The 13,978-nt window shown below is 74.9% G+C and carries 12 protein-coding genes; 2 read left to right on the top strand and 10 right to left on the bottom strand.

Annotated features, from left to right (window positions below; translation table 11 throughout):
* Positions 1-71 precede the first annotated feature (71 nt).
* The 4 genes from WCD58_RS07460 to WCD58_RS07445 all read right to left on the bottom strand — a co-directional run bounded on the left by WCD58_RS07460 (position 72) and on the right by WCD58_RS07445 (position 4,969).
* Positions 72-1,118, bottom strand: a complete 1,047-nt coding sequence (locus WCD58_RS07460) for an FUSC family protein (protein ID WP_337701174.1) — start codon at positions 1,116-1,118, stop codon at positions 72-74.
* A gap of 65 nt (positions 1,119-1,183) precedes the next feature.
* Positions 1,184-1,981 carry a SigB/SigF/SigG family RNA polymerase sigma factor gene (locus WCD58_RS07455; RefSeq protein WP_337701172.1) on the bottom strand — a complete coding sequence of 266 codons (798 nt, stop codon included), beginning with the start codon at positions 1,979-1,981 and terminating at the stop codon, positions 1,184-1,186.
* A gap of 145 nt (positions 1,982-2,126) precedes the next feature.
* Positions 2,127-2,999 carry an alpha/beta fold hydrolase gene (locus WCD58_RS07450; RefSeq protein ID WP_337701170.1) on the bottom strand — a complete coding sequence of 291 codons (873 nt, stop codon included), beginning with the start codon at positions 2,997-2,999 and terminating at the stop codon, positions 2,127-2,129.
* Between the two features lie 278 nt (positions 3,000-3,277).
* Positions 3,278-4,969 (bottom strand): CocE/NonD family hydrolase, encoded by a 1,692-nt coding sequence (locus tag WCD58_RS07445; RefSeq protein ID WP_337701167.1) that lies wholly within the window; start codon positions 4,967-4,969, stop codon positions 3,278-3,280.
* A gap of 132 nt (positions 4,970-5,101) precedes the next feature.
* On the opposite strand from WCD58_RS07445, the gene WCD58_RS07440 reads away from it, so the two are divergent.
* The gene (locus WCD58_RS07440; protein ID WP_337701165.1) at positions 5,102-6,805 is read left to right on the top strand and encodes a metallophosphoesterase; all 1,704 of its coding nucleotides are present in this window, start codon (positions 5,102-5,104) and stop codon (positions 6,803-6,805) included.
* A gap of 82 nt (positions 6,806-6,887) precedes the next feature.
* The gene (locus WCD58_RS07435; RefSeq protein WP_337701163.1) at positions 6,888-7,853 is read left to right on the top strand and encodes a patatin-like phospholipase family protein; all 966 of its coding nucleotides are present in this window, start codon (positions 6,888-6,890) and stop codon (positions 7,851-7,853) included.
* A gap of 76 nt (positions 7,854-7,929) precedes the next feature.
* Here WCD58_RS07435 and WCD58_RS07430 read toward each other — a convergent pair whose 3' ends face one another.
* The 6 genes from WCD58_RS07430 to WCD58_RS07405 form a co-directional block, all read right to left on the bottom strand.
* Entirely contained in the window at positions 7,930-8,352 is a 423-nt protein-coding gene (locus tag WCD58_RS07430; protein ID WP_337701161.1) for a glycerol dehydratase reactivase beta/small subunit family protein, read from the bottom strand.
* On the bottom strand, positions 8,349-10,235 hold the full coding sequence (locus WCD58_RS07425) for a diol dehydratase reactivase subunit alpha (RefSeq protein WP_337701159.1): 1,887 nt from the start codon (positions 10,233-10,235) through the stop codon (positions 8,349-8,351). Before WCD58_RS07425 ends, WCD58_RS07430 begins: the two co-directional genes overlap by 4 nt.
* A gap of 89 nt (positions 10,236-10,324) precedes the next feature.
* A complete protein-coding gene (locus WCD58_RS07420; protein WP_337701157.1) occupies positions 10,325-10,906 on the bottom strand; it encodes a propanediol/glycerol family dehydratase medium subunit in 582 nt (193 codons plus the stop codon).
* Positions 10,903-12,615: a propanediol/glycerol family dehydratase large subunit gene (locus WCD58_RS07415; protein ID WP_337701155.1), complete on the bottom strand. Its 1,713-nt coding sequence runs from the start codon at positions 12,613-12,615 to the stop codon at positions 10,903-10,905. Before WCD58_RS07415 ends, WCD58_RS07420 begins: the two co-directional genes overlap by 4 nt.
* A 1-nt stretch (position 12,616) precedes the next feature.
* Positions 12,617-13,042, bottom strand: a complete 426-nt coding sequence (locus tag WCD58_RS07410; protein ID WP_337701154.1) for a diol dehydratase small subunit — start codon at positions 13,040-13,042, stop codon at positions 12,617-12,619.
* Positions 13,039-13,941: an MIP/aquaporin family protein gene (locus tag WCD58_RS07405; protein WP_337701151.1), complete on the bottom strand. Its 903-nt coding sequence runs from the start codon at positions 13,939-13,941 to the stop codon at positions 13,039-13,041. The genes WCD58_RS07410 and WCD58_RS07405 overlap by 4 nt, the downstream gene beginning before the upstream one ends.
* Between the last annotated feature and the right edge of the window lie 37 nt (positions 13,942-13,978).

Genomic DNA, 13,978 nt, shown 5'->3' with positions numbered 1-13,978 from the left:
GGAGTTGTCCGGCCCACGGAGCCCGCAATCCCGTTGTGAGCAGTTTCCGGCGCTATAGCGCCGGAAACTGCTCACGTGCGGGCCGGGGCGGGGTCGACGAGCGCGGAGACGTCGAGGGCGAGCTGGTGGAGCTGCGCGGCGAGCTGGGCGTCGCGGTCGGCGAGGCCGCCGGGCCGGGTGGCGGCGAGCTCGTCGGCGATCTCGTGGGTCGGGCGCGGGCCGTCGGGGTCGTCGGCGTCCGGGTCGGTGGCGCCCGGGTCCGCGGCGAGGGCCCGCACGGCCGCGGCCAGCTCCTCCACGCCGCCGGTCAGGTGCGCCGGCACCGACGCGCCCGCCGACAGCACCTCCACCGCGGTCCGCGCGAGCAGCACGGTGCTCGCGTGCACGTACTCGATCCCCGCGAGCCGCCGCCGCAGCGCCGAGACCCGCGCGCGCTCCCGCCGGCCCCGCACCGTCGAGGCGGCCAGCGACCCCGCCGTGCCGGACGTGTCCAGGAACGTCGCGAGCGCATCCTGCCCGCCGCGCACGGTCTCGACGGCGTCCTGCGCCCGCGACGCCGAGCCCGATCGCAGCGCCTCGGCGACCTCCCCGAGCGCCGACGCCGGGCCCTGCAGCGCGTCGCGCGCCGCGGCGAGCAGCAGGCGCACGGGGCTCGGGGAGGCCAGGACCTGGCTGACGAGCAGCGCCAGCACCCCGCCGATGACCGCGCTCAGCAGCCGCGTCCACCCCGTCTGCGGCGACGCGAGCCCCACGACGAGCAGGGCGGCGATCCCGGCCTGCAGGAGCGTCAGCGAGCTGATGCTGCCGAGGGCGACGACGAGCATGCCCGCCGCGACCGCCAGGCCGACCTGCAGCCAGCCGCTGCCCGTGATGCGCGTGGCGATCTCACCGACCGCCACGCCGACGCACACCCCGCCCAGCAGGCGCAGGGCGCGGCGCCCGCGCACCCCGGGGTCGTCGGTGAGGCACACGACGGCGGCGATCGGGGCGAAGATCGGCGCCGGCTGCCCGAGCAGCAGCTGGGCGAGCACCCACGCCGCGGTCGCGGTGACCGCCGCCAGGGCGATCCGCCAGGCGCCGTCACGCAGGCGCGTGCCGGCGCGTCCCGCCCAGGCCACCACTCCTCGACGGGCACGCGCCGGCATCGCGATCACCCGGCACGTCTACCCGTGCCGGGCGAGGATCAGACCGCGACCAGCCGTTCGGCCTCGGCCCCGGTCTCCCGCTCGATCTGCTCGCGCAGCGCGGCGAGCGTGCGCGAGAGCAGCCGCGAGACGTGCATCTGCGAGATGCACAGCACCGCGGCGATCTCGGCCTGGGTCTTCTCGTGCACGAACCGCAGCGCGAGCATCGTGCGCTCGCGCTCGGGCAGGTCGCGGACGAGGTTGCCGACCAGCGCGCGGACCTCGACGCGGTCGAGCTCGGTGTCGAGGACGCCGAGGATGTCGACGAGCGCGGAGTCGTCGCCCTCGCCGAGCGACTCGTCGAGCGACGCCGGCTGGTACGAGCCGTGCGCGGCGACCGCCTCGGCCACCTCGTCGCGGCTCATGCCCAGGTGCTCGGCGAGCTCGCCGGCCGTCGGGGCCCGCCCGAGCTTCTGCGACAGCGTCGCGGTGGCCGACCCGACGGCGACGTAGCGGTCCTTGACGCTGCGCGGCGTGCGGACCGACCAGGCGGAGTCGCGGAAGTGGCGCCGCACCTCGCCCATGATCGTCGGGACGGCGTAGGACAGGAAGTCGCGCTCGCGGCCCGGGTCGAACCGGTCGAGCGCATGGAGCAGGCCGAGAGAGGCGACCTGCTCGAGGTCGTCGGTGGGCTCGCCGCGCCGCGCGAAGCGGCGGGCGATGTTGCGTGCCACGGGCAGGAAGCCGTGGACGAGCTTCTCGCGCACCTTCTCGCGGCGCGGATCGCCCTCGGGCAGATCGGCGAACTCCTGGAGGAGAGGTACGTACTCGTCGTAATCGCTGCTGCGGCCGGCCATCGGTCACCCCCGAAACGGGGCCCCGGGCACTAGACCGTCTCGCGGACCAGGCAGGGGGCTCGTGATGTGTGAGCTGACCCGGCTGGTGTCTGAACCGGACTTCGTTCCTTCTCCGCCTGTGCCCCGTCCGACGGGATGTCACACCTCAGCGGTGGCGCAGTCCGTCCACGAGGTCGAGCAGCGCGGCGTCCACGACCTCGTGGTGGGTCTGGTTGACCGCGTGCCCGGCGTCCTCGACGAGCACCAGCCGGGCCCGCGGCCCGAGCGCCTCGGCGATGCGCTGCCCGTGGGTGGCCGGGGTGAGGCGGTCGCCGGTGGCCGCGACGACCGTCGTCGGTACCCGCGTGAGCGCGGGCAGCGACGCGGACTCGTCGCAGGCGAGCAGCGCCGAGGAGAACGCCGAGGTCACCGACAGCGGCAGGCTCTCGGTGACCGTCTGCAGGCGGCGCACCTCCTCGTCGGTGGCGTCCGGCGTGAACGCCAGGCGGCGCACCAGCCAGCGCCCGACGGTCGAGTCGCGCCACGGCAGGGTGTCGGCGAACGGCGCAGCGCGGCGGGCGCCCTCGAGCACCGCGGGCAGGACGCCGGCGCGGCGCGCGACGGTGTGCAGGGCGCCGGCGAGGCCCTCGGAGACGAGGTCGCCTGCCGAGGTGGCGACGAGGAACACCCCGGCGACGCGGGTGCCGAACCACTCGGGGTGCTGGCGGGCCAGCGACAGGACGGTCATCCCGCCCATCGAGTGCCCGCCGAGCACGACCCGCCCGCACGGGGACACGGCGTCGACGACGGCGGCGAGGTCCTGCCCGAGCTGGTCGATGGTGGCGTTCGCCGGGTCGCCCCAGCCCGAGCGCCCGTGACCGCGCTGGTCCCAGCTGACCACCCGCGCGCGGTGCGCGAGCGCCGCGATCTGGGGCGCCCACTCCTGCGAGTCCACGGTGAAACCGTGGCTGAGCACCACGACCGGGCCCTGGTGGCCCCGGATCTCGACGTGCAGCGGCACGCCGTCGCTGGTGCGCACCCCGTGGACGGGACGCGGGCGCGCGGCACCCCCCGACGCCGCCGACGGCGACGCGGGGGTGGACAGGGACGGGGCGTGGGGAGCGGGCGCGGACCGGCCTGACCGGGGGCCAGGCGCCGCGCCGACCCGCTCGGAGGGCAGGACGGCCATGAGTCCAGGATCGGCGAGGACGCCCGCGGCTCCACCCCGGACGGGGGTGATGTCGACCAAGTGTCCGTGGCGCCCGACGGGCGGTGTGACCGACGCCGCAGGCGCGGCGGCCGCGGCCGCTCACCGACTCAGTGGCGTGGCTCCACGGCGAGCGTGACGGCCGTCGGGTGCGCGGCGTCGTGGAGCACCTCGCGGGGCTGGCGCACCAGCGTGGTGGCCTCGCCGAGCGGGTCCCCGGTGCCCGGGTGGCGGGCGAACCGCGGGTGCGCCCCGCCGCTGACCTGCAGGCGCAGCCGGTGGCCGGCGGCGAAGCGGTGACCGGCGGGCCACAGCTCGACGGTCGCCGCGCGGGTGCCGTCGGACGCCGTCGCCGGCGCGCCGGGGCCGAGGCGGACCAGCCCGTCGGTGACGTTGACCGAGCGGCCCCGCGGGTCGACGTCACACACCCGGACGAACACGTCGAGGTGCTCGGTCGCCGCGCGCAGGTGCACGGTCGCCGACGCGGGCCCGAGGGCGACGACGTCCTCGGCGAGCACGTCCGAGGTGAACACGGCGACGTCGGGGCGCGCCTCGAGGTCGGTCTGGTCGCGGGGGCCGGACTTCCCGGTGAGGATCGGGCCGCCGACCGCGGGCGTGGGGTCGGCGGGGTCGTAGTCGACCTGCGTGCCGGGCCAGCGCACGGCGCCCGCGGTGCGGTCGGGCGGCGGCTGCACCGACAGCGAGTGGTCGGCGCGCAGGTACCAGGTGCGGTCCGTGGCGTCCGGCGGCGGCCAGTCGGTGAGGTGCCGGGTGCCGCCGTCCCCCGAGAGCGTGACCGTGACGGGCGCCTCCTCGGTGGTCGCCGCGGCCACGCCGCCGCTGCCGTGGGTGCCGTCGAAGGCGCGCTCGAACGCGGCGAGCGCCTCGCGCAGGCCCGCCGCCAGGCCCGGCGCGGACGCGTGCACCCAGGGGCCGACGACCAGGCGCGGGCGGGCCCCGGCGGCGCGCAGCGCGGCGTGGTCGGCGAGCTGCCAGGGCAGGAAGATGTCCTGCCAGCCGCCGAGCATCGTCACCGCGACGTCGGCGCGGGCGACGTCGGCGACGCCGCGGGTGTAGTCGCGGCGCGCCCAGTAGGCGGAGTCGGGGGCGGACTCGCGCAGCCAGTCCTGGTACCAGTCGACCCGGCCGCCGGTGGCGTGGTGGTCGCCGCTGCGCAGGGGCAGGGCGTCGAGGGCGTCGGCGAGGACCCGGCGCCCGCGCAGCATCCGCCCCACGCGCCCGGCCGGCCCGGCGGCGAGCGTGCGCATCGTCGAGGTCCACGACAGGGCGTTGTCCAGCGAGAACGCGCCGCCGGCGTAGGTCTGGTCGCGGAACGACGACGCGGTGACCAGGGTGCCCATCGCGCGCAGCGAGCGACCCGCGGCCGGTGCGAGCGCCCACTGGGTCAGGCCGAGGTAGCTCGGGCCGAGGGTGCCGAGACGCCCGTCGCACCAGGGCTGGTCGAGCACCCAGGTGACGGTGGCGGCGCCGTCGTCGGCCTCGTCGAACGGCGACAGCTCGCCCTGCGAGTCGGCCGTGCCGCGCACCGACTGCACGACGACCTGCAGGCCGCGCTCCGCGACGAGGCGCCCGAACACCACGCCCACCCAGCCCGCGCGCCCGTACGGGGTGCGCACGATGACGACCGGACCGCGGTGCACGCCGGCGGGCCGGTAGAGGTCGTGGCGCAGCACGGCGCCGTCGGGCATCGGGACCGCGACGTCGCGGTCGACCGTCACCCGGGGCGTGCGCGGCGCGGGCAGGCGCAGCGCCCGCCGCAGGATCCCGGTCGCGAGGCTCACGCCCGCAGTCTCGCCGATCACGCCCCGGACCCGCCGAGGGGCGCCGATTCGCCCGTTTCCGCACCGGGCGTCAACGCCTGTTCACTGTCCGGGACTGGCCTCGCGGTCCCGGAGCCGCGAGCCTGCCTCCCCGTGACCTTCACCCCGCGCGGCGGCGCGCCCGACGTCGGCGTCCCCGCGGCGCTCGCCGCCCGGATGTCCGTGGCCGAGCAGCACGAGTGGGTGGCGTCCCACCTGCGCCGCCACCCCGTCAGCCGGCGGACCGCCCTGCGCGGCGGTGCGGGCGTCCTCGCCGCGACGGGGCTGGCGTCGGCGCCGTGGACGCTCGCGGCGTGTGCGCAGGCCGCGCAGGCGCCGGTGTCGGTGGTCGGGCGGCACCTCGCCTACGGCGCCGACCCGCAGCGCCGGATGGCGCTCGCCGGCGAGCTCACCGCGCCTCCCCCGCGGGGGCCGGTCGTCGTCGATCTCGGCCGCGACAGCACGTTCGGCACGACCCTGCCGGTGGAGGTGCGCCGGCTCGTCTCGCAGGTGCCCCAGGCCGACGGCGCGATCCGCGGAAGCGAGCAGTTCTTCGTCCACGCGCTGGCCGACGGCCTGGCGCCCGGTGAGCGCTACCGCTACCGGTTCCGGCTCCCGGACGGCACGACCACCCCCGAGGCCGACTTCACCACGGCGCCCGCGGCGGGCTCGACGGCGCCGTGGAGCTTCACCGCGTTCGCCGACCAGGGCGTCGACACCCGTCCACCGAGCGGGCAGGCCGGGTTCACCAACGACTACGAGGCCGACGACACCCGCCGCACGATGACGCCGTCGACGTCGCTGGTCGACCGGATCGCGGCCGCGCGCCCCGCGTTCCACCTGCTCGCGGGCGACATCTGCTACGCCGACCCGTCGGGCCACGGCCTGCCCGAGCGCAGCACCGGTGGCAGCGGGTTCGACAGCTTCGACCCGACGGTGTGGACCACGTACTTCGGGCTGATCGAGCGCAGCGCGGCCTCGACGCCGTGGATGTTCGCCACCGGCAACCACGACATGGAGGCGCTCTACGACGACGACCGCGCCCCGGGCGGGGCCACGCACGGCTACGGGGGCCACGCGGCGCGCCTGGACCTGCCGGGCAACGGTCCGTCGGCGTGCCCCTCGGTCTACACGTTCCGCCACGGCACCGTCGGCGTGGTCAGCGTCGACGCGAACGACCTGTCGACCGAGATCCCGACCAACGCCGGCTACTCGGGCGGGCGGCAGACGGCGTGGCTGCGCGAGACGCTGAGCGCCCTGCGCGCCGACCCCGGCGTCGACTGGGTGGTCGCGTTCCTGCACCACTGCGCGTTCGCCACGTCGGAGTCGCACGCCTCGGACGCCGGGGTGCGCGCGGCGCTCGCGCCGCTGTGCGACGAATTCGCGGTCGACCTGGTGCTCCAGGGCCACAACCACCAGTACGAGCGCACGAACCCGATCCGGCACGGACGCTCCGGCGCGCAGGCCCCCGACGGCGCGACCGTGCGCCCGGAGACCGACGGCACCACCTACCTGTGCGTGGGCTCGGGCGGGCGCCCCCGCTACGCCTGGCAGCCCGGCGAGACCGACCGCTACCGCGGCAACCCGGGCCCCGACAGCGGGACCACGGTGGCGAGCTACGTGGCGCTCGGCGAGGACGCGAAGCAGCCCGAGCAGGTCGAGTGGTCGCAGGCGCGCTACCTCGACTACGCGTACGTGACGGTCGACGTCGCGCCGGCGCCCACCCCGGGGGCGACCACCAGCCTGACCGTCCGCGCGACCACCGACACCGGCCAGGAGATCGACCGCGTGGTGCTGGAGCGCCGGTCCCCCACGTGAGCACTTTCCGGCCCTATAGCGCGGGAAAGTGCTCACGTGGCCCGTTCGGCGCAGCGCCGTGTGAAGACGGCATGATGCTCCGGTGCGTGCCCACCCGGTCATCGACGTGCTCGCGGCTCGCCGCGCCGAGGGCACGCGACCGAGCACCCGGACCGACCCCCACCGTGTCGCCCTCGCGGTCGAGGGCGGCGGGAGCCGGGCGACCTACTCCAGCGGCATGGTGCTCGCCCTCGAGGAGCTCGGGCTCGCCGAGTGCTTCGACGCCATCTACGGGTCCTCGGCGGGTGCGCTCGCGGGCAGCTGGCTGGTCGGCGCGCAGGCCGCGCACTGCTGCGCCGGCTGGTACCGCCCCGGGCTCATGGAGCGCGTCACCAAGCCGGGGCGCGGGCTGCGCGGCCAGCCGGTGGTCGACGTCGAGTACCTGATCAACACCGTCGGCGAGAAGATCGTGCCGTTCGACTGGCAGGCCGTGCTCGACGCCGACGTCCCCCTGCATCCCATCGCCACCGACGTCGAGACCGGCGAGGCGGTCGACCTCCACGACACCCTCGTCGACAAGGCGAGCCTCCAGCTCGCGCTGCGCGCCAGCGCCGCCGTGCCGGTGCTCGCCGGGCTGCCCGTGGAGATCGACGGGCGCCGCTACGTCGACGCCGCCGTCGCCGAGCCGATCCCGTTCCGCACCGCGCTCGCCCAGGGCGCCACGCACGTGCTCGTGCTGCGCACCCGGCGTGCCGACCAGACGGCCATCGACGTGACGCGCCTGGAGCGCGCGCTGGTGTCGCGCCTCGGCGCGGTGAACGTGCCGGGCCTCGTGCACGTCATCGGCACCCGTCTCGAGAACCGCCGCGCCGACGACTCGCGCCTCGCCCACGCCACCGCGTCGCCGGGCGAGGAGCCGTACCTGTTCGAGGTCCGCCCGCCGACGGGCGCGGACACGATCAACCCGCTCGAGACCGACCCGGACGTCCTGCGCCGCGGCATCGAGACCGGGCAGGAGGCGCTGCGCACGGCCCTCGACGATCGGGGCGAGGTGCGCTCGAGCGCCTGAGCTTGCGCGGTTACTGGCTGGTATCGCTCGCCTGGCGAGCGATACCAGCCAGTAACCGCGCCACCCCGGCACGGCGCTAGTCCCCTGCGGCGATGCTCCGCAACGGCAGGCCCGCGACGATCCGGGCCGCGTCGCCGCCGAGCACGCGCAGCGCCGCCGGCGACGACCCGCCCGCCAGCGCCAGGACGGCGTCGGGGACCAGCGCGTGCCGGACCACCACGGCGCCGTCGACACCGACGCCCACCCCGACCTCGAGCCGGGACTCCGACGCCGCGAACCGGCCCGCCTGCTCGGCCGCCACCGACGACGAACCGAGCAGCGCGGTCGGGATGCCCTGCTCCTCGGCGCCCGCGCACACCTCGCGCACCACGGCGTCGGGCGCGTCGTCGTGCACCGCGACGAGCACCGCGGGCGGCAGCGCCGGATCGTCGGCGCGGTCGATGCGCCCGTGGCAACCGGGGCCGCCGGACGCGTGGATCCCGGAGAGCCGGCTGGTCACGAGGCCGCGACCCGGGCCGGAGCCGGCCCCGCGGCGGTGCCCGCGTAGGCGTCCACCAGCCCGGCCGCGACGGCGTTGCGCGGGCCCTCGGTGCCGTGCACGTTGCCGATCCCGCACACGACCCCGTAGGGCGCGAGCGCGTCGGCGACCATGCCGGGGATCTCGAAGTCCAGCGCCGACCCGCCCAGCAGCACCACCGAGCCGAGCAGGCGCAGCGAACCCTGCGGGGCCACCTGGGCCAGCGCCCGCAGCGCGTTGACGACGAACACGCGCCGCTTCGCCTCGCGCCGCACCCGGCGGACCTCCTCCAACGAGCCGCGCACCGGCACCGCGGCGAGCCCCTCGGGGGTCACGGTGACGACCTTCGCGAACACGTGCGGCGGCAGCGGCTCGGTGAAGAACTGCACCGTGCCGTCCTCGTGGCGCACGTGGAAGAAGCTCTCGACCTTCGCCAGCGGGTGGCGCTTGACCGACTCGGCGGCCTCGCGGTCCTCCAGGCCCAGTTCGGAGTCGATCAGCTTGGTGACCAGCTCGCCCGCGCCCGCCACGTGCACCGCGGACACCGCGCCGTCGCGGTCGAGCAGCGCGGCGTCGGTGGAGCCGCCGCCCATGTCGATGATCGCGATCGGGACCGAGCTGCCCGGCGTCGTGAGCGCGCCGCGCACCGCGACCTCGCCCTCGACGCCGCCGATGATCGTCTCGCAGCCGATCTCGGTGGACAGCGCGTCGGCCACCGCCTGCATGCGGCTGCGGCTGGTGCGGACCATCGCCGCGAGCGCGACGGCGTTCTCCTTCGACACCTCGCCCGCGAGCCCGCCGCGCACGGTGGCCGGGACGAGGGTGTCGACGGCGAGCACGTCGCGGATGCGGATCTCCGAGGCCGGCTGCCCGGTCACGTCGGTCATCGTGTCGCGGACGTTCGCGAGCATCCCGCCGACGTGCGTGCCGGCCTCGCCGTGCACGTCGTTCAGCGGCGCGACCCGCCCGATCGCCTCCATGATCGCGTCGGCGCCCTGGTCGACCCCGATGTCGAGCGAGCGCCCGGAGCCCGACAGCGTCAGGGTGCCGACCGGGATCCGCCGGTCGGTGACGTCGCCGGCGGGCGTGCGCACGACGACCGCGGACCGGTTCCCCGAGAGCGCCCGCGCCACCGGGGAGACCTGGCGGGTCTGCTCGGCGTCGAGGTCGAACGTCGACGCGAGCCCGTAGGAGTCCGACAGCGTGCGGATGGTGCGCCCGGGCGGGGCCACCTCGACCGCCGCGAGCATGCCCAGCGGCACCCGGTCGACGGCCGACACCTCGTCGACCACCGGGATGCGCCGCGCGAGCCGGTTGACGACGAGCACCGCGTCGTCGCCGTGCATCACCGCGGCGACGACGTCGACGCCGCGCTCGAGGGCCCGGTTCAGGGCATGGGCGACGTCGTCGAAGTCCGCGCCGGCACCGACCACGACGACGACCGGCGTCTCCGCCTCGACCTCGGCGGTCTCCGCGAGCGTCACCGTCATCCCGACGCCGAGGCCCTCGCCGCCCGGGGTGTCGGGGTTGTGCCCGATCATCGTGGACTCGGTGATGATCGTCTCGGTGATCGTCTCCATCGCGAGCCCGCTGATCACCGGGGTGGCCTCGTTGAGGAGCACGGTCGCGAGGGCGTCGGCGGGCCGCCCGGCGGCCTCGAGGGCACGGCGGACAGCGGTGACGGCGCCCGCGATGTTCGCCGGGGTGCCCTTCACGCCCGTCGTCGACGTGAGCGAGGAGGCGAGGCGATCGATCTCGGAGCCCTCGACCTCCGCGATGCACGCCTCGGTCGTGGAGTTGCCGATGTCGACGCCGATGACCAGGGACGCGGAGCTTGCCGGAGCCGGACCATCCACTTGCGACACGCCTGTCCTTCCTCGCCTCGTCACACGGAGCGAGGGTCACCCTCACTGCGTCCCACGCAGCGAGCGTGACCCTCGCTCCTCCGGAACTGCTAGTCGACCTTGGTGATGACCGGCTCGACCTCGACCGCGTTGCGGTCCTTGTCGATGCAGTCGAACTCCTTGAGGTGCAGCAGCGCCGCCTTGGCCTGCCAGCGCGGGCGGGCCATCTGGTCGTTGCGCGTCGGCACCGGCTTGGGCGACTGGCCCTGGGCGTACTGCGCGGCGTTCGCCCCGATCATGCGGAACACCTCGGCGTCGAGCAACGGCGCCTGCGGGAAGAGCTCCAGGTTCGAGAGCCGCGCCAGGTCGCGCTGGTGGAGCACCGTGGTGCCCCGCGACAGCACGCCCACCGCGATCCCCGAGCCGGAGAGCTTGGCCCCGAAGTGGGCGATCGCCGCCAGGTCCGCGGTCCGGTAGACCTTGATGACCCGGGCCGACCCGCCGCGCTCCTCGATGCCGGCGAGCAGCTGCCGGATCACCTCGGCGTGCGGCACGTCGACGATCGTCTTGGTGAACGGGTCGCCGAACGCCGGCGAGAGCGCGATGACGACCTCGTCGGGACGGGTGCCGCGCTCGGCGGGCCCGACCTCCTTGAGCGACAGGGTGCGGACCGACTCCACTGCGGCGGTCATACGACCTCCTCCTCGGGGTTCTCGGCGGAGGTGACGTGGCGGAGCTTCTTGAGCTCTTCCCACCGCTCGCCGGTCAGGCGGTAACCGGTGCCGGGACCGGCGTAGTCGTTGGCGTCGTTGATCGCCGCCTTCGGGACGAAGTCGCCGTCGAGCACGGCGGCGGTCTGCAGCAGGTCTCCGGAGACGCGCTGGCGCAGGACCTGGAGGTAGTTCTCGGCGACGTCGCCGAAGCCGGCGCGCTCGAGGACCTTGACCAGGTCGAGGCCCGTGATGCCGCGCTCCATGACGCTGCGGGCGCCCTCGAGGTCGGCGAGCACGTCGCGGTCCGGGTAGTCGTCGCTGGAGTTGGCGTAGGTTGCCGCCTCCACCTCCTCGTCGGTGATCGCCGGGAGGTCGAGCTCCGCGAACAGGGCCTGCATGGCGCGGGCGGCCTTGTTGCGGACCTGCAGGATGACGTCCTCGCGCACGTGGCGCAGGCCGCCGTCGACCTGCATGTCGCGCTGGATGACGTTCCAGTCGTCGTAGTCGTCGGTGTCGAGGTTCGACCCGGCGAACATGTTGTCCTTGTTGGGCACGGCCGAGTAGCCGGAGCAGACGAAGTCGGTGCCCGGGAGCATCTGCGGCAGCAGACGGCTCGTGCGGCGCATCGCCGAGTGCGAGAACGACTGGTCGTTGCCCGAGGCGCACTCGAGGTCCATCCAGCTGGCGACGAGGTTCTCCGCCGCCACCGCGCGGATGCCGCCGGGGACCGCCCCGGGGACGCCGATGCAGCTGATCGAGCCGTTCTGCAGGCCCTGCACCCCGGCGCCCTTGGCCATGAGGATGCAGCGGATCTCCAGGTACAGCATGGAGCGGCCCTCGGCGTTGCCCATCTGCACCTCGGAGCCGGTGCCCGAGGTGAAGCGCATCTTGATGCCGCGGGAGGCGTAGGCGGACGCGAGGAAGGCCTTCGACCAGGGGGTGTCGTCCCCGTCGACGAACACCGACTCGGTGCCGTAGATCGAGATCGTCTCGGCGTAGGCGGTGATGCCGCGCATGCCGAGGTCGAGCTCGGTGGCCTCCTCCAGCGCGCACTGGGTGAGCGTGCCGCCGCGGCCGACCTGGCCGCCGACCTGCAGGCCGATCGCCACCAGCGGCGCGTAGCGCACGACGCCGAGGGTGGTCTCCAGCTCGGCGAAGCCGCGCACGGCGCCCTCGGCGGCGTCGGCCGCGACCTGGATCGGGTTGTCCTTCGCGCTCGTCGAGTGCGCCTGGTTGGCCGGCGTGCGCCGCGAGCGGGTCTTCTGGATGCCCATCATGATCTCGACGACGTTCATCAGCTTGACGACGTCGAGGATCTTCGCCGGCGTGAGGCCGCGGCCCAGCGCGACGACGTCGGCGCGCGAGGTGCGCGGGTCGACCAGGGCCCGCGCGATCTCGATCGAGGGGGTCGCGAGGGCGGCCTCGCAGGTGTCGACGTCGATCGCGTGGTCGGCGATGAACGTGTCCATGAAGTCGAACTGGTCGCGGGTGCGGCCGTCGAGCTCGACGATCCGGCCGTCCTCGACGCGCACGCTGGGCTGCGGGTCGAAGTCGGACTCCATCGCGACGAGGCCCTTCTCGGGCCACTCCTCGACGAAGCCGTCCAGGTTCACCGGACGGGCCTCGAGCACCTCGGTGCGCTTGGACGTCCGTACGGTGCTGTCCGAGCGGGGTTCCACCGCGGTCATGTCAGTCCTCCTCGGCGAGCAGGTTGCGGGCCGCGTAGACCTGCGCGGCCTCGCGGACGAGCGCGGCGCACGTGGTGGCGGAGTACGTGGTCTCCAGCCGGGAGGCGAGCTCCTCGAGCTGGGCCGCGGTCGAGGCGTTCGGACGCAGCGAGTTGTACATCGAGAGCACCTCGGCGTCGGGGATGGCGGTCATCTCCGAGGCGCGGGTGAAGTTCTCGGCGAGCTGGCGCCGGCCGGCCGCGGCGGCCAGCTGCCCCTGCATCGCGAGGGTCTCCGGGGTGATGCGCAGGTCCTCGGAGGTGATGTCCCCGGCGACGACCGAGGACATCGTCAGGTCGTCGAGGGTCTTGCCGGTCGGCGTGCGCAGCAGGTCCGGCCGGTTGATCGACAGGGGGTAGTCGGCGGCGGTGAGCTCGGTACTCGTCACGGGGTCTTCTCCTTGGCCGAGGTGCTCGCGGCCGGCACGACGACGTCGGCCGCGGTGGCGGGGTGGCGGGGGTCGGCGTTGGCGCCGGCCTCCGCGGACTCGGGCGTCGGGGCGGGCGCCGGCGAGTCGAGCTCGGCGGGCACCTCGAGGCGCTCGATGATCAGGACGTAGAGGCCGCCACCGATGAGGGCGCCGATGATCGGCGCCACGATGGGCAGCCACCAGTAGGGCGTGCCGTCGGCCGTGCCCCAGGCGCCGTCGTAGCCGGTGAGCCACTGGGCCAGGCGCGGGCCGAAGTCGCGGGCGGGGTTGATCGCGTAGCCGGCGTTCGTGCCCCAGGCGAAGCCGATGCCCAGCAGCAGGAGGCCGACCATGAGCGGCAGGAGCTGGCCCGCCGCCCCCTGCAGGGTCGCGATCAGCGCGAACAGCACGAACACGAGCAGGGCGGTGCCGACGACCTGGTCGAAGAACGCCGTGCCGATGCCGTGGTTCGGCAGCGTCGAGAAGATCGTCTGCGACGCGGTGGTCAGACCGGGGTCGACCGCGACGATGCCCGAGTTGTAGACCCCGCGGGTGACCAGCGCGGCGAGGAACGCGCCCAGGAACTGCGCGCCGATGTAGGGCAGGACGCTGCGCCACGGCAGGTTGCGGTAGACGGCCATGGCGATCGTGACCGCCGGGTTGAGGTGGCCCGCGCCGAGGCGCCCGGCCACGTAGATACCCATGATCAGGCCGGCGACCCAGCCCCAGGTGAGGGTGGCCCAGTCGCCGGCGTCACCGCCGGACACGACCATCTGCGCCACCGCGGCGGTGCCGAAGACGATCAGGATGAAGGTGCCGGCGAACTCGCCGACGAGCTCGCGGGTGAGGGGTGAGACGGACTGCCCGGGACGGGACACGAAGGCTCCTGGGAGGCGGCGTTGCCGTGGACGACGG

The sequence above is a fragment of the Actinomycetospora flava genome (assembly GCF_037400335.1).
GTDB classification, from domain to species: Bacteria; Actinomycetota; Actinomycetes; order Mycobacteriales; family Pseudonocardiaceae; genus Actinomycetospora; species Actinomycetospora flava.
Note: the sequence above shows the minus strand (reverse complement) of the source record. Positions and strands in the feature narration are given on the sequence as shown.

What these genes read in the sequence shown, in the direction of transcription:
- WCD58_RS07455 (WP_337701172.1), bottom strand. Translation starts at nt 1,981, where the DNA reads ATGGCCGGCCGCAGCAGCGATTACGACGAGTACGTACCTCTCCTCCAG.
- WCD58_RS07420 (WP_337701157.1), bottom strand. Translation starts at nt 10,906, where the DNA reads ATGACCGCCGCAGTGGAGTCGGTCCGCACCCTGTCGCTCAAGGAGGTC.
- WCD58_RS07415 (WP_337701155.1), bottom strand. Translation starts at nt 12,615, where the DNA reads ATGACCGCGGTGGAACCCCGCTCGGACAGCACCGTACGGACGTCCAAG.